The following is a 25,175-nucleotide window of genomic DNA, read 5'->3' as shown; positions in this document are numbered from 1 at the left end:
CCGCGCGGGGTCACCCGATGGTGAAGACCCCGATCCCGTTTGCGACGGCGCGCTCCGTCCCGCCCGAGGGGTGGTTGCGCACCGAGACCCGGGCCGCGCCCGGGGCCCTGGCCACCAGCGTCGACGAGCCGCCGCCGTCGAGGCTGAACCCGTCGACCGCGCCCAGGCTCCGCAGCACACCCGCCACCTCGGCGATCGTGAGGCCGCTGCGGTACGCGGGCGCGCCGTCCAGCGCCAGCAGGAACACGCGCCGTCCGGCGTTCGAGATGCCCACGGCGGTGCGTACGGCCGACGTCGTGTTGTTGAGACCGGCCAGCGGAAGTCCCCCGCGCAGCACCGGGTACCCGCCCAGCGCGAACCGGAACGGGATCCGGCTGCCCGTGGCCACCAGCCGGTGCCGGACCGAGACCGGCTCGCCCCGGAAGAACCTGCGCAGCTGCTGCGCGCCCGCCTCGCGGCCGACGAGCACGGTCGTGCCCGGCGCGACGGCGCCGCTGCCGGGCCGGTCGGCGAGCGCGACGACCCTGCCGTGCCGGATCGTCACCTCGTAGGTGTCCGCGCTGCACGACGCGGCCCGTTCGGTGTCCGTCCCGCAGGTGGCCCGCACCCGCGAGGCGCTGCCCCAGTCCGAGGTGAACGCGCCGATGGCACCCACCGGCAGCGCGTACTGGTTGAGCCCGCGGAGCGGGAGCGTGCCCACGGGCGTGCGGACCGACCCGTCCAGGCGCAGCCGGTCGAGCCGGGCGCGCCAGTCGGAGCCGACGCCGACGACCTCGGTGGCGTCGGTGCCGGGCGGCAGCGCGGGACCGAACCGCTGCCCGTCGGGCACGGCCGCCTTGAGAGCCCGGCCGGACGCGATCGCCGGTCCCACGGCGGCGCCCGTCGCCCGGACCCCCGGATGCTGGATCTCGTTGATGTTGAAGAAGTCGCCGTTGACGCCCGCGACCGCCCCCTGGGCCCGGGCCAGCCCGGAGATCGTGGCCCGCGCCGCCACCCCCTTGGGGTGGAGCAGCCCGAGGCGCACCCGCCCGCGCAGGTCGACGCTCAGCACATGGGCGCGCGTCACGCCCCTGGCCCCCCGGATGTCCAACTGCCGGTACACCACGCCCGGTGCGACCGTCGTGCCCTGTGCGGCGTCGGCGGGCGCCGCCCCCACCACGGTCGCACCGGCCAGCGCGCTGAACGCCGTGAGAGCCGTCAGTGCCGATCTTCCCGTCCCGAACCACGTCCGACGTAAAGTCACCTGATCCCCTGAGGTCGCGTCAACTCACCCGTACGTCGGAAAAGTTCAGCAGAACCCTTTTCGTCACGGGGTGGCCTGCGCGCTACTGCACGAGAACGAGTGAGGGAACGCCTGCCATCGGGTGAATCCCCCTCGGCGTGGGTATCAGGACCTCTGCCGTGGCGTGTCGGACCCGTCACGTTCCGTGCGTGTCTTGCCCGTGCCGGGCGCCGGGCGCACGCTGGTGGTATGCGCGCTCAGGACGGCCCCACGCTCATCACGTCCGTCCAGCGGGCCTTCCGCCTGCTGGAGGCGGTGGGCGGACACGTGAACGGTGCGCCCGCCAAACAGCTCGCGCGGGAGACCGAGCTGCCCCTGGCCACCGCCTACCACCTGCTGCGGACGCTGGTCCACGACGGATACCTGCGCAAACTCGACGACGGCGGCTTCGTCCTGGGCGACAGGGTGCAGGCGCTGCACGCCACCAGCCGCGAGCAGGCGCTGCTCAGCCGGGTCCGGCCCGTGCTCGCCGCGCTGCGGGACGAGCTCGCCACCGCCGCCTACCTCACGTTCTACGAGGAGGGCGAGATCCGGGTCGCCGAGATCGTCGACGGCCCCCGCGCGCCCCGGGCGGACCTCTGGGTGGGGTTCGAGGACGCCGGGCACGCCACCGCGCTGGGCAAGTGCATCCTGCGGGAGCTGGATGACGACGCCCGCCGGGACTACCTCTCCCGGCACCTGCTGGCCGACCTCACCCCGCGGACCGTGACCAGCTCTCCGGAACTGCTCCGGCGGATCGACTCCTCACCCGTCGCGCCGGCCGTCACGGACCTGGAGGAGTACGCCCTCGGCACCGTCTGCGTCGCCACGCCCGTCTACAGCGGGGACACCCTCGGCGCGCTCGGCGTCTCCATGCCGGTGGCGCGGGCCCGCCGGATCACGGAGGTCCTCGCCCGGCTGATGCCGACCGCGGACCGGGTGACCCGGAGCCTGTCGCTCACTATGTGAAATCCCGGTCCTTGTGGCACCCGCCCCAGACGCCTTTATCTGGATGAAACGGACATGCCGGGGGTGTTCCCGAGTGCACGTGAGGACAACGGACGCGATATGACCCAGGCCCGAGGATCCACCCGTCGACGCGCCGCGGTCCTGCCGACCGCGGGCAAGGCCGTACTGCCCGTCCTGCTCGTCGCCGTCGTGGTGTTCGCCGAGCTGTTCGGGGGCGCGGGGATGATCTGGCTGCCGCTGCTCGTCGCCGGGCCCGCGCTGGCCGCCACCACCAACCGGCCGCGCGGGGTCCTCCTCGTCGGCTTCCTCGCCCTGGTGTTCGGTTTTATCCTCGGGGCCCGCGCGGACGTCCCGGACGGCGAGCTGGCGGCCGTACTGACGGCCCTGCTGGCCGTCACCCTGGCGAGTGACCTGGCCAGTTGCCTGCGCGGACGCCGGGAGCGCGTGCTCGCGGCCGTCCGCTCGGTCGCGGAGGCCGCCCAGCACGCGCTGCTCAAGCCCGTACCGGAGACCGTCGGCCCGTTCCGCGTGGCGGTCCGCTACAGCGCCGCCGCGGCCGAGGCCCGGATCGGCGGGGACCTCTACGCGCTGATCCCCACCCCGTACGGGATCCGGATGATCGTCGGTGACGTGCGGGGCAAGGGCCTGCCCGCCGTGGGCACCGCCGCCCTGGTGCTCGGCGTCTTCCGTGAGGCCGCCCACGACGAGCCCGACCTCGTCGCCGTCGTGGACCGGATCGAGCGGAGCCTGGAGCGCAATCTGGACGGCGACGACTTCGTCACCGCCGTGGTCGCCGGATACCCGAGCGAGGACCGCCTGGAGCTGGTCAACTGCGGACACGCGCCGCCGCTGCTGGTCCGCGCCGCGGGCGGTGTCGTGCCGGTGGAGCCCGCCGATCCGGCCCCGCCGCTCGGACTGCGCGCCCTGTCGGGGCAGACCCCCGGCCTCCAGGTGCTGCCCTTCGCCGACGGCGACCAGTTGCTGCTGTACACCGACGGGGTGACCGAGGCCCGTGACCGCCACCGCGCGTTCTATCCGCTCGCCGAAGGGCTGGCGCGCCATGTGGGCGACGAACCGGACCGTACCCTGACCGCACTCCACGCCGAGCTGCTGGCGCACGTGGGCGGCCGGCTGCACGACGACGCGGCGCTGCTCCTGCTCCACAAGCCGGTGCCCGCGCGGCGGGACGCCGGCGAGCCGGCCGTGCCCGGGGACCGGCCCCGGTCCGCCGCCGGTTCCCTGCTCCCGTCGGAGCGGCGCGCGCCGGAGGTCGAGGACACCACCGTCCTGCCCTTGCGGGACCAGGTCTGACCGGCTCGCCGGACAGGACCGGGCCGGTGTCGACGGCGGTCCCGCGCGTTCACGGGGTCGTGCTCACGGGATCGGGCCGGTCGACGGTCGCACCGCGCGCTCGCGCGTTCACGGGATCGAGCGGGTCGGCCGTTGTGCCGCGCGTTCGAGGGATCGGGCAGGTCGCAGAGGAGCCGTACGTACGTCGCGAGCGCTCAGGCCGCGACGAGATCGGCCCACCGGGCCACGCCGCCGGAGTGGATCCGGATGCCGTGCCGGGTCGCCAGCGCGTGCACGATCTGCTCGCCCCGGCCGTGCTCGTCCGGGTCGATCCCGTCCTGCGCCTCTCCGGTGCCATAGGCGGGACCCGCGTCCGTGACCTCGATCCGCAGGGTGCCGAGCCCCGCGTCCTTGACCCAGGTCAGGCGCAGCTGCGCCGGGGGCAGGGCGTGCACGACGGCGTTGGTCAGCAGCTCGGAGACGACCAGGAGGGCGTCCTCGACGATCTGCGGGCAGACGTCCCAGGCGGTCATGACGTCCCCGGCGTTCCGCCGTACGTCCGAGACGGCCCCGGGCACGGGCGGCAGAGGACAGACGTGTTCGCATGCCTGCGGAAGCATCGTGTTCAGCTGTGCCGCCATCTGTACTCCTCCAGGACGAACGCTGCCGGGCTCCTCCGGATGGAGGCTGCCGGCCTGGCGCCGGAGTCCGGCGAGGGTGCCGGGCTTCAGAGCACCGTAGGAAGCGACACGAAGGGGGTCAATGAACGCGGGTCGCCATTACCGAACGGAAGGGCCGCATACAGCGGCAAAGCACCCACCTGTATGTGAAGCGGACGCTTCCGGGCGGTAATAGGCTCGCCTCATGGCCGGCCCAGTCCAGTCGATCGAACGGGCGGCGGCGATCCTGCGGCTGCTCGCCGGCGGACCCCGCCGGCTGGGGCTCGGCGAGGTGGCGGCCTCGCTCGGCCTCGCGAAGGGCACCGCCCACGGCATCCTGCGCACCCTTCAGCACGTGGATTTCGTGGAGCAGGACGCGGCGACCGGGAAATACCAGCTCGGAGCGGCTCTGCTGCATCTGGGCACCAGCTACCTCGACGTGAACGAGCTGCGGTCGCGCTCCATCAACTGGGCCGACGCCCTGGCCGCGCGCAGCGGGGAGTCGGTCCGGCTGGGCACCCCTCTGGAGGGCAGGGTCCTCGTCGTCCATCACGTGTTCCGGCCGGACGACACGCTCCAGAGCCTGGAGGTGGGCTCGCTGCTGCCGCTGCACGCCTCCTCGCTCGGCAAGGTGCTGCTGGCCTTCGGGGCCGCGCCGCTCGACGAGGCCCTGGAGCCCGCTCCGGAGGCGTACACCCGGCACACCCTGGTGACCCGGGAGCAGCTCACCCAGGCGCTCACCGACGTCCGTGAGGCCGGCTGGGCCGCCGAGGTCCAGGAGATGAGCATGGGCGAAGCCGGTGTCGCCATGCCGATCCGAGGACACGGCGGGCTGGTGGTGGGGGCGATCGGGCTCTCCGGCGCGGTCGAGAGGATCTGCGACGGCCGGGGCCGGCCCCGGCCGGCCCTGGTCACCCTGCTCCGTGACGCCGCCCGGGCGATCTCACGGGACCTGGGGGCCGCCCGCTGGTGAGCCCGCAGCCCCGCACCGTCGGAAGGCAGTCCCGATCATGGTTGAACGGTATGTGATGTCCATCGACCAGGGCACCAACTCCACCCGGTGCATCCTGTTCGACCATCACGGACGGCTGGTGTCGGTCGCCCAGCGCGAGCACCGGCAGCACTTCCCCAGGCCCGGCTGGGTCGAGCACGACGTCGTCGAGATCTGGCGCAATCTGCTGCGCGTCGTGCCCGAGGCCCTGGCCGCGGCGGAGTCCGGCCCGGACGAGGTCGCCGCCATCGGCATCGCCAACCAGCGCGAGACGACGGTGCTCTGGGAGCGGCGCACGGGCGCCCCGCTGGGCCGGGCGATCGTCTGGCAGGACACCCGCACCGCCCCGCTCGTCGAGGACCTCAGGATCAGGCCCGGTGACGGTTTCTTCCTGGAACGCTGCGGACTGCCTCCCTCGACCTACTTCTCCGCGCTGCGCATCCGTTGGCTGTTCGACCACGTCAAGGGGCTGGAGGAACGGGCCAGGGACGGCGAGGTGCTGTTCGGCACCATGGAGAGCTGGCTGATCTGGAACCTCACCGGGGGAGCGGACGGCGGTCTGCACATCACGGACGCCACCAACGCCAGCCGCACCATGCTGATGAACATCCGCTCGCTCACCTGGGACGACGAGCTGCTGGCGTTCTTCGGGGTGCCCCGCCCCATGCTGCCGGAGATCCGTTCCCCCGCCGAGAGCTACGGCGAGGCCCGCGCGGCGCTGCCCGGCGTCCGGATCACGGCCGCGCTCGGTGACCAGCAGGCCGCGCTGTTCGGACAGACCTGCTTCTCCCCGGGCGAGGCGAAGTGCACGTACGGCACCGGAAGCTTCCTGCTGCTCAACACCGGCACCGATCTCGTGCGCTCCCGGCACGGGCTGCTGACGACCATCGCCTACAAGATCGGGGACGGGCCCACGGTCTACGCCCTGGAGGGCTCGATAGCCGTCACCGGCTCCCTGGTCCAGTGGTTCCGAGACCGGCTGGGGCTGATCAGCAGCGCGCCGGAGATCGAGACCCTCGCGCGGACGGTCGAGGACAACGGCGGCTGCTACATCGTCCCCGCCTTCTCCGGCCTGTTCGCACCCCGCTGGCGCAGCGACGCGCGCGGTGTCGTCGTCGGCCTCACCTCGTACATCACCAAAGGGCATCTGGCCCGGGCCGTCCTGGAGGCCACCGGCTGGCAGACCCGCGAGGTGGTGGACGCCATGAACGCCGACTCCTCGGTCGCCCTGCGGGAGCTCAAGGTCGACGGGGGCATGACCGCGGACAATCTGCTGATGCAGTTCGTGGCCGACGTGCTCGACGTGCCCGTGGTACGCCCCATGGTCGCCGAGACGGTCTCCCTCGGCGCCGCCTACGCCGCCGGGCTCGCCGCCGGGTACTGGCCGGACCTGGAGGTCCTGCGGGGCAACTGGCACCGGGCGGCGCAATGGCTGCCGGACATGGACCCCGCCCGCCGCGTGTCGGAGTACGAGAACTGGCAGCGGGCCGTCGAGCGGTCACTGGGCTGGATCAGACCACCGGGCGTCCTGTGACGGCGGGCCCGGGACCTCGCTCGGCTTTTTCCATTCAGGAATGACGATGATCGGATGTGCTTTGTTCGTGATTGTGTGATGGCATTTACATTCCGGGTTTCCGGCCTTTCCTTGTGCGGAATTCCCGTCGCGCCGGGTGCGGTGCGCCGTGGAGTAGGGTCGCCTGCCTTGGCGTGCGCGCTGCCGTCCGTCAGGTCATCGGGAAATATCTCAGCGGGGGAATGCCGTGAACGGTACGCGGACGCCGACCGGGCCGGTCCTGGTGCTGACCGCCCTGCCCGTGGAGTACCGGGCGGTGCGCGAACGCCTGGTCTCCGTACGCAGGGGACCGAGCCACCAGGGCACGCTGTTCGAGGTGGGCTGGCTCAACGGCACGCCGTGGCAGATCGTGCTGGCGCAGACCGGGGCCGGGAACCACGCCTCCGCGGTCCTCGCGAGCCGGGCCATCGAGGCGTTCGCCCCCCGCGCGCTGTTCTTCGTCGGTGTCGCGGGCGGACTGCGGCCGGACATCGCGCTGGGCGACGTCGTCGTGCCGACCAAGGTGTACGCCTACCACGGCGGCAAGGAGACCGGCGAGGGATTCGCGGCACGGCCCGTGTCCTGGCAGGCCCCGCACGAACTGGAGCAGCTGGCCCGGTTCGTCGACCGCGACAGCACGTGGTCGGGGGCACGGCTCCGCGACGGCGCCGGACACGCCCCGCCGGCCGTCCACTTCAAACCGATCGCCGCCGGAGAGGTCGTCTCCGACGCGCCGGAATCCGGGCTGCGGCGGCTGCTTGACCGGCACTACCAGGACGCGGTGGCCGTCGAGATGGAGGGCGCGGGGGTGGCCCAGGCCGCCCACCTCGGCAACCGGGTGCCCGCGCTGATCGTGCGGGGCATCAGCGACCGGGCCGACGGCACCAAGCGGCAGAGCGACGAGGCCGACTGGCAGGCCGTCGCCGCCCGCAACGCGGCCGCGTTCGCCCTGTGCGTCGTCCGCGAGCTGGCGGCCGGGGACGAGCAGCCGGGCACGTCCCCCGACCCGTACGCCTTCCTCGACCCGTACGCCGCCCCCGACCCGGACGGGTTCCTCGTACCGGACGGCTTCTTCGTACCCGAGGGGTTCCGGGTACCGGCCGCGCCCCCGGCCTCCCTGGTCCACCGCAGCGAGTCCGCGCCGCCCCTGCCGTACGGCGCACCGGCGCACCTGGCGCCGCCCCCGTGGCCGCCCCGGTCGGCGTCACCGTACCCGCCGCCGTACCCGTCGCCACCGCCGTCCGCGGGACCGGACGGGCAGCCGTGGACCCCCGGGCAGCAGTGGACCGGCGGACGCTCGCTGGCCACGCCCGACTGCCGGTATCTGCTGCACGACGAACTCCTCGACGAACAGCCCTCCCCGGACCACGCGCTCGTCCGGCACCAGGCGGTGGCCTGCCGGCTGGAGCCGTCCGCGGCGGGCACCGCCTCGCCCTACGTCTGGCTGCGGCACGCCGAAGTGCGGCAGCCCACCCCCGACGCCCTGGAGGCGCTGGCCGCGCTCGGCCGGGAACACGACCTCATCGGCCGGGTCCACCGACGCGCGCGGGGCCTGCCGGGCCCCGGACGGTACGAGCGGATCGGCGACCGCCGGGCCGTGCTCACCCTGCCCTGGCCGCTGACCCGCTCCGGCCGCCGGTGCGGGACGCTGCACAGCGGGTGGCTCGCCGGCCGGGCCGCCCCGCTGAACGCCGGCCGGCTGGCCCGGCTGCTCGCCGCGGTCGCGGGGCTGTGCGACACCTTGGCCGCGCTGCACCGGGCCGGCGCGACCCATCGCGACCTCGCCCCGACGGGCGTCCTGGAGCGCGACGACGGACGGCTGGTCCTGCGCGACCTCGGCCTGGCCGCCCACGCCCCGCGCCCCGGCGAAGGGCCCACCTCCTACCGGGCGCCCGAGCAGTGGCGCGACGGCCACCGCCCGGGCCTCGTCGGACCGCCCGCCGACGTCTACCAACTGGCCGCCCTCACCTACCACCTGGCCACCGGCCGGCCACCGGAGTCGCCGGGAGCCCCGCCGCCGAGCTCCCGGCTGGAGCGCGCCCCCGACAGCCTGGACCGCGCGCTGCGCGCCGCGCTGGCGGAGGACCCCCGCGAGCGTCCCGCCGCCCGCGCCCTCGGCACCGCCCTGCGCGCGGCCCGCGACGACCTGCTCGGAGAGGTCTGAATGCGCCGGCGCACCGTGGACGTGCCCGGGAACCTCGTCCTCGTCCCCAGTGCCACCCTCGACGCCGAGCTGCTGCGCCGGCGCTCCGACCACCTGCCCGAGGACATCCACGACCTCGTCGCCGACCTCGGCGGCCGGGAGAGCGGCGTACCCGCGATCGTCGCCGAGCCCCGACGGCCCCGCGGGGACCGCAGTCTGCTGCTGTACGGCAGGTCCTACGTCGCGCGCCTCCACCGCAGCAGGAAGGAACGGGGCGCCTACCGGGTGGCCGCCGTCCTCCCGCTCACGTTCCGGCACCATCGCGACATCGAGCGCGGCTGCCTGCTGGTGCGGCCCGGCGGCTGGCTGGCCCGCCACCCCGACGCCGGGACCCCCGCGGGCAGCGACACCCACTGGCCGCTGCTGGAGGACGCGTGGCGACGGCTCACCGAGGAACTGGCCGCGCGGCACGGCGCGCCGGAACTCGCCGAACGGCACGCCCGCTTCCTCGACACCGTCGAACGGGCCGTCGACATGGTCGAGGACATCGCCGCCGACCGGGCGCGGGAGACCGGCGACTTCCCCTATCGCGCCGCCCGTGCCGCGGGCGAGCGGCGGCACGGCACCCGGGCGGTCTACACCTTCGACCTGGCGGTCGAGCGGGGACCCGAGGAGGGCGCCCTCGTGCAGATCGGCGGCGAACGCGAGCTGCGCGGACAGGTCGTCCGCGCAGCCGCGGGCGGCACCTCGGTCACCGTGGCGTTCGACCGGGCCGTCGACTGGGGCAGCGTGCCACGGCAGGGCGCCCTCCAGCTCCCCACCGGACAGGCGGTCCACGAGCGGCGGCGCGAGGCGGTGCGGATCCTGCGCGAGCGCCGGTCGCTCAACCCGTACCTGCTGGACGTCCTGGTGGACCACCGGGTCCGCCCGTCGGATCCGGCCCCGGACGCCCTCGGCGAGGCACTCGACCCCGCCCAGACGGACGCCTTCCGCCGGGCCCTCTCGGCCGAGGACCTGATGATCGTGCTGGGGCCGCCCGGCACCGGCAAGACCCGCGTGATCAGCGAGATCGCCCGAGCCGTCGCCGCCCGGCCGACCAGGGAGCGCGTGCTGATCGCCTCCCACAGCAACCGGGCGGTCGACAACGTCCTCGGCCGGCTCCCCAAGGACCTCGTCGTCGTCCGGGTCGGCAACGAGTCCCGCGTCACCCCCGAGGGGCGGCCCTACCTCCTGGAGGAGCAGGCGGCCGGGCTGCGCCAGGAGATCCTCGGCCGGCTGGAGACCCGGCTGGCCGCCCGGGGCGACATCGAGGCGGTCCAGGAGTGGTACGAGACCCTGGGCCGGCTCCTCGACCGGCTCGGCACGCTCGCGGCCGAGGAGGCGGCCCGGCACGCCGCGCTCGCCGAGGCCAGGCGGGCCGCGGGCGGTCCCGCCCTGACGCGGGTGGACGAACTGCTCGCCGAGCGCGACCGCCTCGACCGGGAGGAGGAGCACGGCACCCGCAGGACCGAACGGCTCACCCGGTCGCGCGACGCGGCCCTGCGCCGCACCGGCCTGCGGCCGGTCGGCTTCGTCTTCCGCTTCCTCGTCCGGCTCCGTGAGCGGAGTCTCGCCCGCGCGCAGGCGGCGGCCGCCGCGCTCGCCGGGCGGCAGGCGCGCCACCGACGGGACCTGGCCGAGGCCGAGCGCGTCCTCGACGAGGCCACCGCCGGCGTCCCGGCCGTGCGCACGGCCCGCCGGGCGCTGGAGGAGGCCGCCGGGCGCGCCGCGACCTGCCGCGCCGAGGCGCTGAACGCGGCCGACCGCTGCCGGACCCTGCTCGCGGCCGCCGGGGAGCCCCCGCCCGACGTCGCCCCGCCCGACATCGCCTCGCCCACGGCGGACCCCGCTGCCGCCGACCGGGCGATGATCCGGCTGCACGACGGCCTGACGCGACGGCTGCCGGGCCTGCTGGCCCGGCACACCCTGCTGGCCGAGTGGCGCGACGAGGTGGCGTCGGCGACCGGGCAGCTGCACACCGAACTGATCCGGTACGCCCATGTGGTCGCCGCCACCTGCATCGGGGTGGCCTCCCGCCCCGAACTGACCGGCGTCGGCTTCGACCTCGCCGTCGTCGACGAGGCGGGCCAGATCGCCGTCCCGGACCTGCTCGTCCCGCTCGTCCGGGCCCGCCGCGCGGTGCTGGTCGGGGACCACCGGCAGCTGCCGCCCTACCTGGACGCCGAGGCCGGCGGCCGGGGCGGGCGCCGTGCCGACCCGGACGTCACCGCCCTGCTGGCCACCAGCGCCCTCGAAATGCTGCAACCGCACCTGCCCGGCCCGGCCGTCGTGTCGCTGACCGACCAGCGCCGGATGCCGTCGGTCGTCGCCGACTTCGTCTCGGGCGCGTTCTACGAGGGCGCACTGCGCACCCCTCCGGGGACCGGCCTGCCCCACGACTCCCTGCTGTTCCGCAGCCCGATGGTGTTCGTCGACACCTCGCGGCTGCCGGACGGCCGACGCTTCGAACAGGACGCGGTGGACCCGTCGGGCGGCACGCGGACGGGGTACGTCAACCCGGCCGAGGCCCACCTGCTCACCCTGCTCGCCGCCCACTACGCCGCCCGGGGCGAGGAGTGGGCGGTGATCGTGCCGTACGCCGCCCAGGCCGCGCTGATCGGCACGGCCCTGACCCGGCGGACCGGCCGGGCGGAACACGTCGGGCAGAACCTCGGCACGGTCGACTCGTTCCAGGGCGGCGAGCGGGACGTGATCCTCTACGGCTTCACCCGCAGCAACCCAGTCGGCCGGGTGGGGTTCCTCGACGAACTGCGCCGGGCCAACGTCGCGTTCACCCGGGCCCGCCGCCAGCTCGTGCTGGTGGGGGACCTGTCCACGTTGACCCGGGCCCGGGACCCGGGCTTTCGCGACCTCGTCCGCGCGCTGCGCGAGCACGTCGCCGCACGCGGCGAGCTGCGGTCGTACGACGAGGTCCGCGCGCTGCTGGACGGTGTCGGGACGGAGGGCGGCCTATGAGCCGGATCGGGACGGAGGGCGGACGATGAGCCGGATCGGGACGGAGGGCGGCCGATGAGCCGTATCACGACGGAGGGCGGCCGATGAGCCGTATCACGACGGAGGGCCGCGGCCGATGAGCGGAGCGACCCTGCGCGGGCCGTGTCCGCCGTACCTGGCCCTGGAGAACGCCGCGTTCACGCTGGGCCTGCGGCCCACCGGCATCCACGCGGTGCTGCTGCCCGTGTGGTGCGTGCAGGTGCGGGCGAAGGTCACCGAGGCGCAGCCCTACGACCTGATCGACCGCTTCGTCGAGCGCGGTATCGCCGGGGCCGGGCTCGCCACCGCGGGCGAGCTCGCCTCCTTCCTCGCGATCGACCCCGTCCTGGTGGACCGGGCGCTGGCCTTCCTGACCTCGATCGACCATGTCGCCGAGGAGGACGGCCGACTCTCGCTCACCCCGCTCGGCCGACGGTCGGTGAAGGACGGCAAGCGCTACACGGTGAAGCACGACGACCGGCGCCGCCTGTACTTCGACGGGTTCCGCTCCGGTGCGCTGACCACCGCCCACTACCACCGTGACACCGTCGTCCGCGTCCCCCACGACGGCACGACGGCCGCCTGGCACCGCGGCGGTCGTCCGCAGCGGCTGATGGCGCACCCGTTCCGCGACGAGGCCGTGCGGGAACTGGCGGACGACCCCGGGCGGGAGGGCTTCAACCTGCCCGCGGGCGTCGACGACCTGGAGCGCGTGGGCGCACCGGAGTGCCTGCACCTGCCCGCGTACGTCGTGCGCGCGGTCGGGGACGACGGCCGGACCCGCCAGCTCGTGTACACCCGGGCCCACGACGGCGAGCACGACGTCCTCCTCTCGGCCGCGTGCGAACAGACACCCGAGTGCGTGCACGCCCTGCGGAACGAGGAACTGGCCGCCGCCCCGTCGGTCGAGCAGGGGATCACGGGCTGGCTCAGCGAGCGGGGCCTCGGACAGTACCCGCCGGTACGGGACCCGCAGGGGGCCTGGCGCGTCACGCTGCCCCGCGACCGCGTGGGGGCGGACGGCCCGGTCGGACTGCACCGGATCGGCGGGTTCGTCGTGCTGGGCCGCTCGTTCTTCCAGCTCTGGTGCGAGGACCGGGACACCCGGGCCTGGGCCCTCGTCGAACGCCTCGACCGGCAGTTCGGCGCCCGGCTGCGCCACGATCCCGACGGGCTGCGCGCCCGGGTCGACTCCCTCTCCCGGCAGTTGGAGCTCGGGCGGGTCGACCTGGAGACGCTGCGCCGGGCCGCGGTCGCCAAGGGCAGGCGCGGGCTCGCCGAGCGGCTGCGCGCGGCCCAGCTCAACAGTCGATCGTGAATGGGTCACGAATGAACAGGCAATGGCGGCGAGCATGCCCGAAAAGGCGAAATATATTTTCGGATGATCGCTAATTAAGGGTGGTCGCTTTATCCGTCGGGGAAACAGGGGATTCCGGCCAAAAGCGTGGCCCGGTGAGACTAATCTCATCGTGCAGGACGCCACCGAAGGGATGTCGTTCCGGCAGTCGTCGGAATGCGGGGAATTTCGGGGGCTTCGGATGGGTGGGGAGCCAAGCGTGACGTATACAACGGGGGCGGTCGGGCGTGCGTGCGCACGCGCCTCGACGACGAAGGGGCACCCGCTCCGCGCGGTGCGCGCCAGGGCGTACCGCCTCGCCGCGGTGGCGCTCGCCGCGGCCGCGCTGCCCGCCGCGGCACTGCCGGCGGCGGCGGTCCCCGGCGCGGCACCGTCGGCCCTCGGCGCCGGCCCGGCGGCCCAGGACCGGCCCGTCGCCGCGGCCCCGGCCGCGACGGACGCCTCCGACGACCCCGTCGACTACGCCGTCGCGGTCGACGAGTCGGCGAGCCTCGGGGCGGGGGAACTCGACCGGGAGAAGGACGCGGTGACGGCGATCGCCGTCAGCGACCCCTCGCCCCGGTCGAGGATGGTGGTCTACGGCTTCGCCGACGCCAGGACCGCGACCCAGTCACCCGTCGACGAGGTCTGCCCGATGCGGCAGCTCGACGCCGTCGGCCGGGAGCAGATCGGCGACTGCGCGGGACAGCTGCGCGAGCGCACACCCCAGGGCGGTTCCGGCACCGACTTCATTTCCGCGATCCGCCAGGGCGTCACCCGGCTGAAGGAGGCCCCGGACCCCGGGCGGCCCCGGGTGCTGTTCCTGCTCACCGACGGCTACCTCGACGTCAAGGACAGCTACCGCTACAAGGGCCTCGACGACCGCACCCGGGACGAGCAGGCGAACGAGGACCTCGCCCGCGCCCTGCGGGAGGCCGCCGACGCCAAGGTGCAGATCCGGCCGCTCGGCTTCGGCAGGGCCGTCGACCGGGGGCGCCTCGACGAGATGGCCGCCGGCGGCTACCGCAACGGCTGCCGCGACCTCCCGCAGACCAGGCCGCAGGCGGAGGTCGTCGACGCCGAGAACCTCGGCAGGGCCCTGGAGACCGCGTTCGCCGCCGCCCGCTGCCTCTACCGGGATCCGGGCTCGCAGACCAGGCCCCCCGGCGACCTCACCGTGCGGGTCTCCCCGCTGGCCACCGAAGGCACCATCGTCGTCTCCAAGGGCGACCCCCTCGTCACCGCCACGTACTACGACCCCGAGGGCCACAGGATCCCCGACGCCGGCGACGGCGCCGGGGACAAGGAGTCGTCCTTCGAGTTCACCGGGCGCGGCAAGTCGGTCGAGTCCCTGCGCATCACCCGGCCCCTCGCCGGGCCCTGGCGGGTGCACCTCGAAGCACCCGCCGGACACCGCGACCGCACCGCCAGCATCAGCGTCCTGTGGCAGGGCGCGGTGCGCTCCGACATCCGGCTGGAGAAGCCCTCCCCGAGCGCCGGGGACCGCACCCGAGTCGAGGTCGAGGTCCTGACCAGGGCCGGCGTCAAACTGGACGAGCGGGACCTGCGCGGCATCACCGTCTCCGGGCAGCTCACCGGCAAGGGGTTCACCCAGAAGGTCCCCATCACCCTCGCCGACGACGGCCGGGGCCAGGACGAGCACGGCCTCGACGGCGTCTTCTCCGGGACCGTCACCGTGCCCCGCGACGCCACCGGGGACCTGCTCTTCTCCAGCACCGTCCAATCGGTGGGCCTGCGGCCCGACACCCGCTCCTACCCCACCGGCATCGCCCCGCCGAACGCGAGGTTCGGCGCCGTGCTCGACATCCCCGCCGCCACCGTCCACCCCGGCGGCCGGGTCACGGGCACGCTCAAGGTGAGCAACAAGGACACGACGGCGCACACCGTGCGGCTCGCCGTCGCCGACGCCGAGGGCACCGGCCTGAGCGTCGACCCCGCCGAGGTGCCCGTCGAACCGGGCGCGGCCCGCACGCTCGACGTCACCGTCCGGGTCGCCGACGCCGACGCGCTCGGCGCGCCGGTCGACGAGGACGGCACCGCCCTGGGCGGCAAGGTCACCGCCGCCGACGGCACCCGGGTCCTCGACGACGCACCGCTCAGCATCACCGTCACCGCCGTGCCCGGCATGCCGCAGCGCATCTGGGACGCCTGGTGGCAGCTCATCGTCCCCGGCGCGTTCGTCCTCGTCGTCGCCGCCGCCCTGCTGCTCTCCCGTCGCCGCGTCAAGCGTCTGCGGATCGCCCCCGGCGGACTCCTCCTGGAACTCCTGGGCGCCGACGGCACCCTCGTGTGCAGCCGCAAGGCCAAGACCGGCCGGGGCAACCGGTACGAGTTCGACCTCGTCGACGCGGCCACCGACAACCCCCGTATCGAACGTCGTGACCGGGGCACCTACGCGCTCCGGCGCGACCTCGCCGGGGGAGTGGTGCTGCGGGCCGGCGGCCAGGGCGAGCGGACCCTGCGCCTCGGCGAACAACTGGCTCTCACCGGCACCCTCTCGCTGCGGATCGCCGACGGCCGCGGCCGCCGCCCCGACCCGGGCCGACGCGGCGGCCCGTCCTTCGTCGGCAGGCCACGGACGCCCGGCGGCACCACCGCCAAGGCCGACGCCTCCTCGAGGGACCACACCGGCTCGTACGCGGCGAGCGGCCCGGAACAGGAGCACCCCGACATCTGAGGGACCGCCCCGCACCACCGGAGCAGCCCCGCACACCCCACCGGACGGGCGGCACCCCGAGCCGCCGCCCGCCCCACCGGACCGCGCCTCCGCGTCCGCGGTCCCCCCACCCGTACTCGACCACCAGCGACCGGGACGCCCCGCGCCCCGGCGGAGGACCACCATATGAAGATCTTCCAGCCGATGCTGTTCGTCGGTCTGGGCGGCACCGGCGGACTGGTCGGAGCCGAGCTGGAGCGACGGCTGCGGGCCGACCTGTGCGGACCCGACGGGACCGCGCTCAACCCACTCGGCATTCCGCTGCGCTACCAACTGCCGGAGTGCCTCCAGTTCGTCTACGCCGACTTCAGCGAGTCCGAACTCGCCCGGCTGCCCCACCTCAGCGCCGACAACGCGCTGCGCGCCGCCTACGGCCGCACCGCCCGCGCCACCCACGACCTGCTCCCCGACCACGACAGCTCCCCCGAGGTCACCCGGGAACTGCGCGCGGTGATGCGCGACGAGGTCAGCGGCTGGCTGCCGCCGCGCACCGGCGAACCCAAGGTCACCCCGCTGCGCAACGGCGCCGGCCAACTGCCCACGGTCGGCCGCGCCGCCCTGTTCGGCACCCTGCGCAACGGACTCGACCCGGTCATGGGGCCGCTGCTCCAGGCCATCGACGCCATCAGCCGCTCCGGCGGCGAACTCAGCCAGCTCGGCGGCGGACCGATGTCCGGCTGCGACGTGTTCGTGGCCTTCTCGGTGGCCGGCGGCACCGGAGCCGGCATCTTCCTCGACTACCTCCACCTGATCGGGGAGGCGTTCCGGGCGAAGAACTTCACCGGCGCCCGCATCTACCCCCTGGTGGTCATGCCGTCCGCCTTCCCCACCTCCTCCGGCGGCGGCCGCGAGGCCGAACTCAACGCCGCGCGCGCCGCGGTGGACCTCTTCCGGCTGGTCGACGAACAGAACGTGCCGACCGCCGAGTCCGACCTCGGCGACACCGACCTGGACACCGCGACCCACATCCGCTACCCCGGCGTACACCCGATCCGGCTGCGCACCGGCATGGTGCCGACCGCCTTCCTGTTCAGCCGCACCGCCGGAATCCGCCCCGACGACCTGCGCCGCTCCATCGTCTCCTTGGTGATGTCGCTCGTCGGCACCGAACTGGGCGACGGCACCGGCCCGCGCGCCCGAGCCGACGACGACTACCAGACGTTCGCCGCGAGCTTCATCAACCGCGGCCTGCACCGCGCCGTACGCGCCGCCTCCGGCATCGGCCACCGCGGGGTGTCCACCAGCCTGGTCGCCTCGATGACCGCACCCCTCGACGAACTCGCCGCGCTGGTCTCCTCCCGGATGCTGGCCATGTCCGTGCGCCGGCTCACCGAACCCGTCGCCAAGGCCAGCCACGAGTACGCGGGCACCGTCCGCAAGATGTTCGCCGACTCGGGCCTGGACGAACTGTGGACCCGCGAAGCCCTCCCCGTACCCGAGCCCGACCCCCTGCCCCGCGGCGGGATCGCCATCGAACAGGCCCTGCGCGACCGCATCAGCGACATGCAGGGCCTCCTGGACGACCTGCGGCGCAAGGTGGACCGGCGCGCCCCCGCGCTCGCCGAGCAGTTCGCACCCCGCGCGGCGCTGGAGCGGGTGCTGCGCTCCGCCGACCTCTTCCAGGCCGAACGGATCGTCAAGGGGGTGCCCGGCGACCCGGACCCGGTGACCGTGCTCGGCTTCCTCGGCATGCTGGACAACCGCGGCCGGCAGCCCGTACGCCCGGCCGGAGTGGACGCCCAGCCCCCCGCGGTCCCCCGGATCAAGGGCCGGATCGGCGGCCTGTCCAAGGCCCACTGGGGCGACGCCGACGTGGTGGCGGCCGTCGAGGCGCAGGACCGCTGGTACCAGTGGCGCAGCCGGGTCGTCTGGCACGAGGGATGGCGACGCCAGGAGCAGCGCTGGCGGCCCGCCGCCGCGGCGCTCAACGCCGAACTGGGCCTCCTGGTCGAGGCGTTCCGCAAGCACGTGGAGGAGGAGCCCAGAGCCTTCCAGGAACAGGTGCAGGAGCTCTACGACGACCGCACCGGCGTCTCCTACCTGCTGCCGCCGCAGAGCAACCTCCGCGACTTCTACGACGACCTGCGCGAACGTCTGATCAAGCGGGTCGGCCTGCGGGACAACGACGACGAGTCGGCGCTGCTGCTCAAACTCGTCGACGCCGACTGCTGGCAGTCCTCGTACACCGCGGGCCGCCGCAACCCCGCCGCGGCCGTCGCCACCGTCAAGGCCGCGGTCGAGCAACGGGTCAAGACGCTCTTCGCGGAGAGCGGCATGCAGGCCGACGAGCGTCCGCTGCTGCCGTCCATGGCGATGCTGCTGAGCGCCGCGGCCGGGGTCGGCGACGCCGCCGAGGAGGTCGGCAAGAGCGCGCTGGAACAGTTCCGGTTCAAGATCGCCGGACTGCTTCCGCACGGCTTCGTGCCCGAGGGCGGCGGACCGCTGAAGGTCCTCATCGTCTACCCGCGCATCCAGAACAAGGACGCGGTCGAGGAGTACCTGCGCAAGTCCCTGCTGCTGCCCAGGGACGGCAAGCGCTCCATCGAGTTCCGCGGGGTCGAGACGGACTCGATCACCGTCGTGCTCTTCCGCAGCGAGATGAGCCTGACCGAGGTCCCCGAGGCCCGCAACGTACTGCGCCGCTGGGCCAGGGCCCGCGACGTGGAACAGAGCGAGGACGTGCTGAGCTGGCGGCAGCGGCTCGGCTACCGCGACGACTGGCTGGCCAGCACCGAGGAGGACCGCCGGCACATCCTGCACCGCCTGCTGTGCGCGATGTGGAACGGCCAGCTCACCGTCGTCGAGGGAGACCCCGACTCGCCGTCCCGGGTCCGCGTCCGGCTGTACGAGGAGGACGGCCCCGACGTCCCCGGCATGACGCTGCGGCTCGACGACTACCAGGGCGACATCTCCGGCTGGGCCGGACTGCTGCGCTCCTACGAACGGTGGGCGCTGCTGGACGAGGGACGCATCGTGGAGGACTACTGCGGTGTCCTGATGCGGGTCCAGCCCAAGGGCCTGTCGCTCTCCGGCAGCACCCCCGACCCGCTGTTCGTACGGTTCGTGAACGAGATCGCGCCGCGCCAGCGCCGGCTGCTGGAGAAGCTGGAGCAGCAGTCCGGGCACTGGTCCGCCGAATGGATCGCTCCGTTGCGCCAGTTCTGGGAGGAGACCCTGCGCGGCGCCCTGGAGGTGACGTTCACCGAGAAGCGGGCGATCGAGCCGAACCTGCTGTCGCTGGCGGAGACGATGGACAACGGTCCCTTCACCGCTACGGATCCCGGGCCGCCCGTGCCGCCGCGTGCGCCACGGCGCACGACCGAGAAGGACGACTGGGGGACCACGCGGCTGCCCCGGGCACGCTCCGCGGGGGCCGACGAACCGTACCGCGCCGGCGCCCGCAAGGACCGTGCCGCGACCCGGTTCGCCGCCGGGTCTCCTGCCGCCGAACCTCCGCCTGCCGCCGAGCCGCCACCTGGCGCCGAGCCTCCTGCCGCCGAGCGGAAAGCGGCTGCCACCGGCCGGTACGACTTCTCCGACTGGCCCGAGCAACCCCGCTGGCCCGAGCGGCTGACGGGCGAGCCGGACCCGGGTCCCCGGCGCGCACCCGCCGATCCCCGACCGGCCGGCGGCGCGGCGGCCGGGGCGTCCACCGCCCGGGCGGAGTCCCGGGACGCGGACCGCGCCGACGCGGTGGACGCCCCGGCGGCCGAGGAGTTCCCGTGGCTGGGCGACAGCCTCGACAAGTCCGGCTCGTACGAAGGGGGTTCGGGCTCGGATTGGAGCTCGGGCTCCGGCTCCGGATCCGGTTCGGGTTGGAGTTCCGGCTCCGGTCCGGATCGGGATTCGGGATCGGGCGCCGCCGAGGGCCGCCCCCCGCACCCGCAGCAGGACTTCCCCTGGACCACGTCGAACGACTCCGCGTCGGGCGACCCCGCCGTGGACCACCCCGGTCCCGCCGACCCGGCACCGGGCGACTCCGCCTGGCGTGACACCACGTGGAGCGCGTCCACATGGAGCGAGTCCACGTGGAGCGACTCCGGCAGCGGGCCCGGACCGGACCACACACACGACGGCACGGCCGGCAACCGTACGGCCCGCGACCCCTGGGAGCGTGACCCCGAGTGAGCGAGGTCAGGGACGGGACACACGCGGTGATCGTGCTGGACCTGCGGTCCGGAGCGCACCGGCTGACGGCCCCCGGCGCACTGCGCAGAGCCGTCCAGAAGCAACTCGGGCACGAGGGGCTGCCCGAACCGGGCGACGGACACTACCGGTTCCTCCTGCTGGACACCCCGCGCGGACTGACGGACCACCACAGCCTGTACGAGAAGGTCCTCGGCTACGGCACCAAGGCATGGCTGCTCGGCCTCGTCATCGGCGATCTGCCGGGCGCGGCCGACACCTACGCGCCGACCGGCCCGTACGACGACTTCCCGGCCGCCCTGGAGTCGGACCCCGACGCCGAGCCCGGCGCCGGGCTCGGTCGTCGCCTGCTGCGGCCCGCGGCCCTGCACGGCCCCGACTCCGGACTCCTGTGGGCCGGGGACCTGCGGGCCGCCCGCACCGCGGGCGACCCCGTGGGCGCCGACGACCCGGAGGCGCTGGCCGTCCTCGTGGACCTGCTGCGGGCGCTGTTCGACGAGACCCTGGACACGCTCGCCAGGTTCCCGGACGCCGTGGCGGTGCCGGGTGTCCGGGTGCTGGAGCACGACCTGTCCGGCGCCGCCCGGGCGCGCGCGTGGCGCGAGGCACTGAACCGGTTCGCCGGTGAGCGGTCCTCCGGAACCCCGCCGGCGCCGGACGGCGAGGACACCGCCCGGATCGAACTCCCCAAGCCGGTCGACGAACTCGCCGCGGGCCGGCCCACCGGACCGGTACCGGGCCACCGGGTCCCGGGCGGCCCGGCCGACCGGGCGTACACGGCCTGCGTCGACGCCCTCGACGACGCCTGCGCGGCCTGGGCACGGCTCGGCAGCGCCGGCGGACTCCTCTTCGGCACCGGCCGGCATGCCGTCGCCTCGGCACTCGACACCGCCGCACGCGCCCTCGGCGGGTACCGCGCACTGGTCGCCCGAGCCCTCAAGGAGGGCGCCGCGGGAGCCTCCCCGGCCACCCCCGAATCGGCGCTGGCCCTGGCCGATCTCGGGGTCCGGGTCCCGCCGTACACGGGCAGCCGGGAGGCCGTGGGGGACGGTCTGCACCGGCTCGCCGAACGGATGCTCGCCGAGCGACTGGCCCTGCGCAGCGTCGCCGAGCGCTTCGCCGCCCTCTCCGAGCAGGTGGCACCCGCGTCGAGCGCGGGGCTGCTCGCCGAGGCCGACCGGCGCTGCCCGCCCGAACTGCCCGAACTCGTCTCGGCCGACCAGGACTTCACGGTCTCCACGACCAGCCCAGGACAGCTGGCCGGCGCCCTGGCCGCCTGCGCGCTCGCGGCCCTGTGGCCCTGGCCCGGGACCCTCGCCGCGCTCGCCGTCCTGCTGGTCCTGGTCGGCGGCAGCCTCCTGACCGGCCTGCGACAGCCCGGCCGCCCCGCCGCGGGCCCGGGGGCGGCCGGAGCGGCCGCACAGGCCGCGGCGGGAGCCGTGGGGGTCATGGGCGGGGCGCTGCTGAGCGCCGTCGGGGTGTCCGTACCGCCCTGGGCGGGGCTGCTGGGCGCCCTGTGCGGCACGGCCCTGGCCGTCGCCCTCGTGGTCGTGCGCCGGCGCCGGGCCCTGGACCGCTGGTGGGGGCTGACCGGCGCGGACGACGCCCGCCGGGCCCTGGACGGCCTCGACGCGCTGCTCGCGGAAGCGGTGCTGCGCCAGCGCTGGGCCGCCGACGAGCGCCTGCACTGTGCCGACGCCGCCCGTATGGTGGCCGGTGCGCTGCGCGGCGCGGCGGCCACCGTCGAGGAGCTCGAACAGCGCCGTGGGGAGCCGGACTTCCTCGCCGCGTCGACGGCCGGGGGCTGGCAGGACCCGCTCAGTGAGGCTCCCGGCCCCGACGGCCGGGTCTTCGGCCGGTCCGCGGACCCCGACGACGGATTCGCCCGGCCCGGCTGGACACCGGAGACGGATCCCGTCTCCCGGCCGGCCACGTCCGGCGGCACCGGCGACGGACCTGCGACCTTCGGGACGGACGGCACGGGCGGCCACGGTCCGCAGGCGGACCGGGCGTCCGGCGACGGCCCGCGCTGGCTGGACAGGGAGGCGGGCGAAGGCGGACCCAGGCTCGTGGACACCCTGGTCGGCGACCTCACCGACACCCTGGTCGGCGCCCTCGACCCCTACTGGGGGGCCGTCGCGCGGGGCCAGGCCGCGGGGCCCGCGCTCAGCCGGGTCGAGGAACGGATGCGCCTCATGCTGGAGGTGACCCGCCGTCACCTGTTCACCCAGGGGGTCGTCTCGCCACCGCCGTACGCCCGGTCGGTGGAGCGCCGGGGCAACGCCGAGGGACTGCTCGGCATCGGGCACCAGCGGGTGGCCGACGCCATCGAACCCGACCCGCAGGGCCGTCGCATCGTCGATCTGGCGTCACCGCTTCAGACACCGTTGCTCAGCAAGGATCCCGCCGGCGTGGAGTGGATCAGGTTCGCACCCCAGGCGGTCTGGAGCGGCACGGAGGGCCGTGGCGGGACGGGCGACGGTGCCGGGCCGGACGGACGGAGCCCCGAGGCGACCCCGCCCGGGATGCGCAGCCGCTCGGTGTGGACCTCCACCGGGCGTTACGCCGGACTGCTGAAGCTGGTTCCGCTGCGGACCGGCGTGGTGCGGCCGGTCCGCCTGCGTGAATGGGCCGACGACCGGTCCCCGGCCCGCGACGGCGACGAGGCCCGGAACCGCGACGGCGACGGCGCCCGGGACCGCTACGGCGACGAGGGGGGCGAGTGAACGAGCGTACGGCGCGGCCGACGGGCCGCGGCGCGGTCACCTGGGACCTCGGCCGGCAGGCCGACGGCACCGAGATGCCGCCCGACCTGTCCTTCACCACCCCGGGCGGCCTGCGTCGCCGAGCTCCCGCCCGTTTCGGACCCGAGCTCAGGCGACTGGTCCGCCCGCCCCTGCTGGCCCGGGAGCTGCTGCTCGGCGACGCGTGGACGGGCGTACAGGTGAGACTGCCGTCCGCCGACGTCCGCGACCCGCAGGAGTACCAGGCGCTGGAGGCCGAGGTCGGTGCGGCCCTGACGATCCACCGCGCCCTCCTCGGGAGTCCGTACCAGAAGCTGTTCCCGGTCCCGGTCGGCTACGACATGGACGCGGCCGAACCCTTCCTGATCTACGTCACCCCCCGGGGTGAGCCGGCGACCGGCCTCACCCACGGCATCTCCACCACCGACCAGCGGATCATCGAGCGCGATCTGGTGCTCGCGGTACGCCTGTTGGAGGGCCTCGGACTGGTCCACCGGGGCATCGTGCCCGCGGCCGTCCGCTGGGACGGCGAACGGGCGCAGCTCTGGGACCTGGGCGCGACGGCGCGGATCGGCGCCCCGAGGACACCCTGGGGTGCCGCACCGTACGCGTCGCCCGAGCAGCGGGCGGGGGTCGGCGAGGTCGACGCGCGGGACGCGCTGTGGAGCACGGCCCAGCTGATGTACCAGCTCGTGGCCGGCCGTCAGGGCCGACCGGACGGCCCGCCGGCCGACCTCGACGCCTACCGGTCACTGGCCCAGAGCCTCGGCGACGCGTTCGCCCCCCGGGCCGAGGGCCGTCCGAGCCCCGCCCGGCTGCTCGGCCTGCTGGTGCCGGACCCGGACCCGGCGACCGTTCTGATGGCCGGCCCCGACCCGCTGGAGCCGCACCGCAGGGCGTTCGACGACGAGCTCGCCCGCAAGCGCGCGACCGCCGGCATCGACGGACCCGTCGAACACATCGAATACATCAAAAACATTAAAACCGTCAAAGCGATCAAAACCGTCAAGAACATCGAGCACATCGAAGACCTGGGACCCGCCGACATCGGCGGTCCGGGCGCGAGTGCCGCGCACGGTCACGGCGCGCCCCCGGACGACGGACCGCGGGAGACCCCGAACCCGTCGGGTCAGGACCGGGGCCGCCTGCGCGGCTGGCTGGGCGGCACTGCCGATCGCGGGCGAGGCAGAAACGGAAGGGGACGCCGGTGAGCGTCACGACGGCACCGTCGGCACGGCTCGAACCCGGGCAGATCGCCTGCCCGTACTGCCTGGAGATCGTCGTCTACGACGAGCGGGCCCTGTACGTGCGCAACGAGAAGTCGCAGTACGAACGTCTCGACACCAGCCGTCTCACCAACCCGCTGCGCCGCGCCGACGTCCTGCGCGGGGCCTTCCAGCTCTGCCGGAACACCGAGGGCGTCAACCACCACTACATCCCCGTGCCCTACCTGACCCACGGCCGCCCGCTGACCGTCGCCATGGTCGGCACGTCGGGCACCGGCAAGAGCCATCTGCTGACCCAGATGGTCGCCGAGATCACCGACGGCTGCCTGGCGCCCTTCGGGGTGCGGTGGCAGTCGGTGAACCCCGCCGACCATTCGGTCTTCCTCAAGGAGCGGGTGGCGCCGCTGCGCGCAGGCGAGCAGTTGGGGGCCACCGCGCAGACGCCGTTCGCCGAGTTCATCGAGGCCCTGCTGCTCACCGGCGCGGACGGCCAGGTGCGGCCGGTGGCCTTCTTCGACCTCGGCGGCGAGGACCTGGTGCGCACGGACGCGTTGCTGACCTTCCTGGTGGGCGTCGACGCCCTGGTCTTCGTCGTCGACCCGCTGCTCGCCTGCGGCCTGCCCCAACTCGACGAGCCGCGCGAGCGGTACGGCCTGCGCGTCAGCGCGAGCGACCCCGCCTTCGAGACGGTGCTCGACCGGCTGCCCCGGCACGGGGCGTACCTCGACGTGGCGACGGCCCTGGTGGTCGGCAAGGCGGACCTGCTGCGTTTCGAACCCCCTGTGGACCGCTGGCTCAGCCGCCCGACCACGGCCCCGTTCGACCCGCGGGCGGTGCGGGAGGAGAGCCGCGACGCGTACGCGTTCCTGCGTCGTCATGCCGCGCCCGCCTGGCTGCGGCCGTTCGACAACGCCCTGCGCTGCACCCTGCACTTCGCCTCCGCGACCGGGGGCCAGCCGGCCAACGGCCGCTTCCCGCACGGGGTGCGCTCCCGGCGGGTGCTGGGCCCGCTGCTGTCGATCCTCGCCATGTGCGGGTTGCTGACCGAGGACCCGGCGCACCGGCCGTCCACGATGGGGATGTGAGCT

The 25,175-nt window shown here is 74.5% G+C and carries 14 protein-coding genes; 12 read left to right on the top strand and 2 right to left on the bottom strand.

Going from position 1 to position 25,175, the window contains the following annotated elements:
* Nucleotides 1–10 precede the first annotated feature (10 nt).
* On the bottom strand, nucleotides 11–1,243 hold the full coding sequence (locus ACWC24_RS09445) for a phosphodiester glycosidase family protein (protein ID WP_450662239.1): 1,233 nt from the start codon (nucleotides 1,241–1,243) through the stop codon (nucleotides 11–13).
* A 228-nt stretch (nucleotides 1,244–1,471) separates the two neighbouring features.
* On the opposite strand from ACWC24_RS09445, the gene ACWC24_RS09440 reads away from it, so the two are divergent.
* Together ACWC24_RS09440 and ACWC24_RS09435 are read left to right on the top strand one after the other, a co-directional pair.
* Nucleotides 1,472–2,230, top strand: a complete 759-nt coding sequence (locus ACWC24_RS09440; RefSeq protein ID WP_450662238.1) for an IclR family transcriptional regulator — start codon at nucleotides 1,472–1,474, stop codon at nucleotides 2,228–2,230.
* Nucleotides 2,231–2,329: 99 nt separating this feature from the next.
* On the top strand, nucleotides 2,330–3,541 hold the full coding sequence (locus ACWC24_RS09435) for a PP2C family protein-serine/threonine phosphatase (protein WP_450662237.1): 1,212 nt from the start codon (nucleotides 2,330–2,332) through the stop codon (nucleotides 3,539–3,541).
* Nucleotides 3,542–3,735: 194 nt separating this feature from the next.
* Here ACWC24_RS09435 and ACWC24_RS09430 read toward each other — a convergent pair whose 3' ends face one another.
* Nucleotides 3,736–4,161 carry an ATP-binding protein gene (locus ACWC24_RS09430; RefSeq protein WP_450662236.1) on the bottom strand — a complete coding sequence of 142 codons (426 nt, stop codon included), beginning with the start codon at nucleotides 4,159–4,161 and terminating at the stop codon, nucleotides 3,736–3,738.
* A gap of 223 nt (nucleotides 4,162–4,384) precedes the next feature.
* Between ACWC24_RS09430 and ACWC24_RS09425 the strand changes: the two genes are divergently transcribed.
* From ACWC24_RS09425 to ACWC24_RS09380, 10 genes are all read left to right on the top strand, one after another.
* Nucleotides 4,385–5,152: an IclR family transcriptional regulator gene (locus ACWC24_RS09425; RefSeq protein WP_450662235.1), complete on the top strand. Its 768-nt coding sequence runs from the start codon at nucleotides 4,385–4,387 to the stop codon at nucleotides 5,150–5,152.
* A 37-nt stretch (nucleotides 5,153–5,189) separates the two neighbouring features.
* On the top strand, nucleotides 5,190–6,704 hold the full coding sequence (glpK, locus tag ACWC24_RS09420; protein ID WP_450662234.1) for a glycerol kinase GlpK: 1,515 nt from the start codon (nucleotides 5,190–5,192) through the stop codon (nucleotides 6,702–6,704).
* Nucleotides 6,705–6,930: 226 nt separating this feature from the next.
* On the top strand, nucleotides 6,931–8,886 hold the full coding sequence (locus tag ACWC24_RS09415; protein WP_450662233.1) for a phosphorylase family protein: 1,956 nt from the start codon (nucleotides 6,931–6,933) through the stop codon (nucleotides 8,884–8,886).
* Nucleotides 8,887–11,880 carry a DEAD/DEAH box helicase gene (locus tag ACWC24_RS09410; protein ID WP_450662232.1) on the top strand — a complete coding sequence of 998 codons (2,994 nt, stop codon included), beginning with the start codon at nucleotides 8,887–8,889 and terminating at the stop codon, nucleotides 11,878–11,880.
* A 115-nt stretch (nucleotides 11,881–11,995) separates the two neighbouring features.
* On the top strand, nucleotides 11,996–13,216 hold the full coding sequence (locus ACWC24_RS09405) for a hypothetical protein (RefSeq protein WP_450662231.1): 1,221 nt from the start codon (nucleotides 11,996–11,998) through the stop codon (nucleotides 13,214–13,216).
* Nucleotides 13,217–13,454: 238 nt separating this feature from the next.
* Nucleotides 13,455–15,932, top strand: a complete 2,478-nt coding sequence (locus ACWC24_RS09400; RefSeq protein WP_450662230.1) for a VWA domain-containing protein — start codon at nucleotides 13,455–13,457, stop codon at nucleotides 15,930–15,932.
* A gap of 165 nt (nucleotides 15,933–16,097) precedes the next feature.
* Complete coding sequence (locus tag ACWC24_RS09395) at nucleotides 16,098–20,099, top strand: tubulin-like doman-containing protein (RefSeq protein ID WP_450662229.1); 4,002 nt, start codon at nucleotides 16,098–16,100, stop codon at nucleotides 20,097–20,099.
* Nucleotides 20,096–22,843, top strand: coding sequence for a hypothetical protein (locus tag ACWC24_RS09390; RefSeq protein ID WP_450662228.1), 2,748 nt, complete (start codon nucleotides 20,096–20,098; stop codon nucleotides 22,841–22,843). Before ACWC24_RS09395 ends, ACWC24_RS09390 begins: the two co-directional genes overlap by 4 nt.
* Nucleotides 22,840–24,072 carry a hypothetical protein gene (locus tag ACWC24_RS09385; RefSeq protein WP_450662227.1) on the top strand — a complete coding sequence of 411 codons (1,233 nt, stop codon included), beginning with the start codon at nucleotides 22,840–22,842 and terminating at the stop codon, nucleotides 24,070–24,072. The genes ACWC24_RS09390 and ACWC24_RS09385 overlap by 4 nt, the downstream gene beginning before the upstream one ends.
* Nucleotides 24,069–25,172 (top strand): hypothetical protein, encoded by a 1,104-nt coding sequence (locus tag ACWC24_RS09380; RefSeq protein WP_450662226.1) that lies wholly within the window; start codon nucleotides 24,069–24,071, stop codon nucleotides 25,170–25,172. The genes ACWC24_RS09385 and ACWC24_RS09380 overlap by 4 nt, the downstream gene beginning before the upstream one ends.
* The last annotated feature ends 3 nt before the right edge of the window (nucleotides 25,173–25,175 follow it).

This window comes from Streptomyces sp. NPDC001443, from assembly GCF_053597355.1.
The sequence above is the reverse complement of the archived record's forward strand: the minus strand, read 5'-3'. Positions and strand labels throughout refer to the sequence as shown.

Bases quoted from the DNA above. Each gene is read 5' to 3' on its own strand.
- ACWC24_RS09440 (WP_450662238.1), top strand. From the start codon at position 1,472: ATGCGCGCTCAGGACGGCCCCACGCTCATCACGTCCGTCCAGCGGGCC.
- ACWC24_RS09405 (WP_450662231.1), top strand. From the start codon at position 11,996: ATGAGCGGAGCGACCCTGCGCGGGCCGTGTCCGCCGTACCTGGCCCTG.
- ACWC24_RS09430 (WP_450662236.1), bottom strand. From the start codon at position 4,161: ATGGCGGCACAGCTGAACACGATGCTTCCGCAGGCATGCGAACACGTC.
- ACWC24_RS09395 (WP_450662229.1), top strand. From the start codon at position 16,098: ATGAAGATCTTCCAGCCGATGCTGTTCGTCGGTCTGGGCGGCACCGGC.
- glpK (WP_450662234.1), top strand. From the start codon at position 5,190: ATGGTTGAACGGTATGTGATGTCCATCGACCAGGGCACCAACTCCACC.
- ACWC24_RS09410 (WP_450662232.1), top strand. From the start codon at position 8,887: ATGCGCCGGCGCACCGTGGACGTGCCCGGGAACCTCGTCCTCGTCCCC.
- ACWC24_RS09425 (WP_450662235.1), top strand. From the start codon at position 4,385: ATGGCCGGCCCAGTCCAGTCGATCGAACGGGCGGCGGCGATCCTGCGG.
- ACWC24_RS09435 (WP_450662237.1), top strand. From the start codon at position 2,330: ATGACCCAGGCCCGAGGATCCACCCGTCGACGCGCCGCGGTCCTGCCG.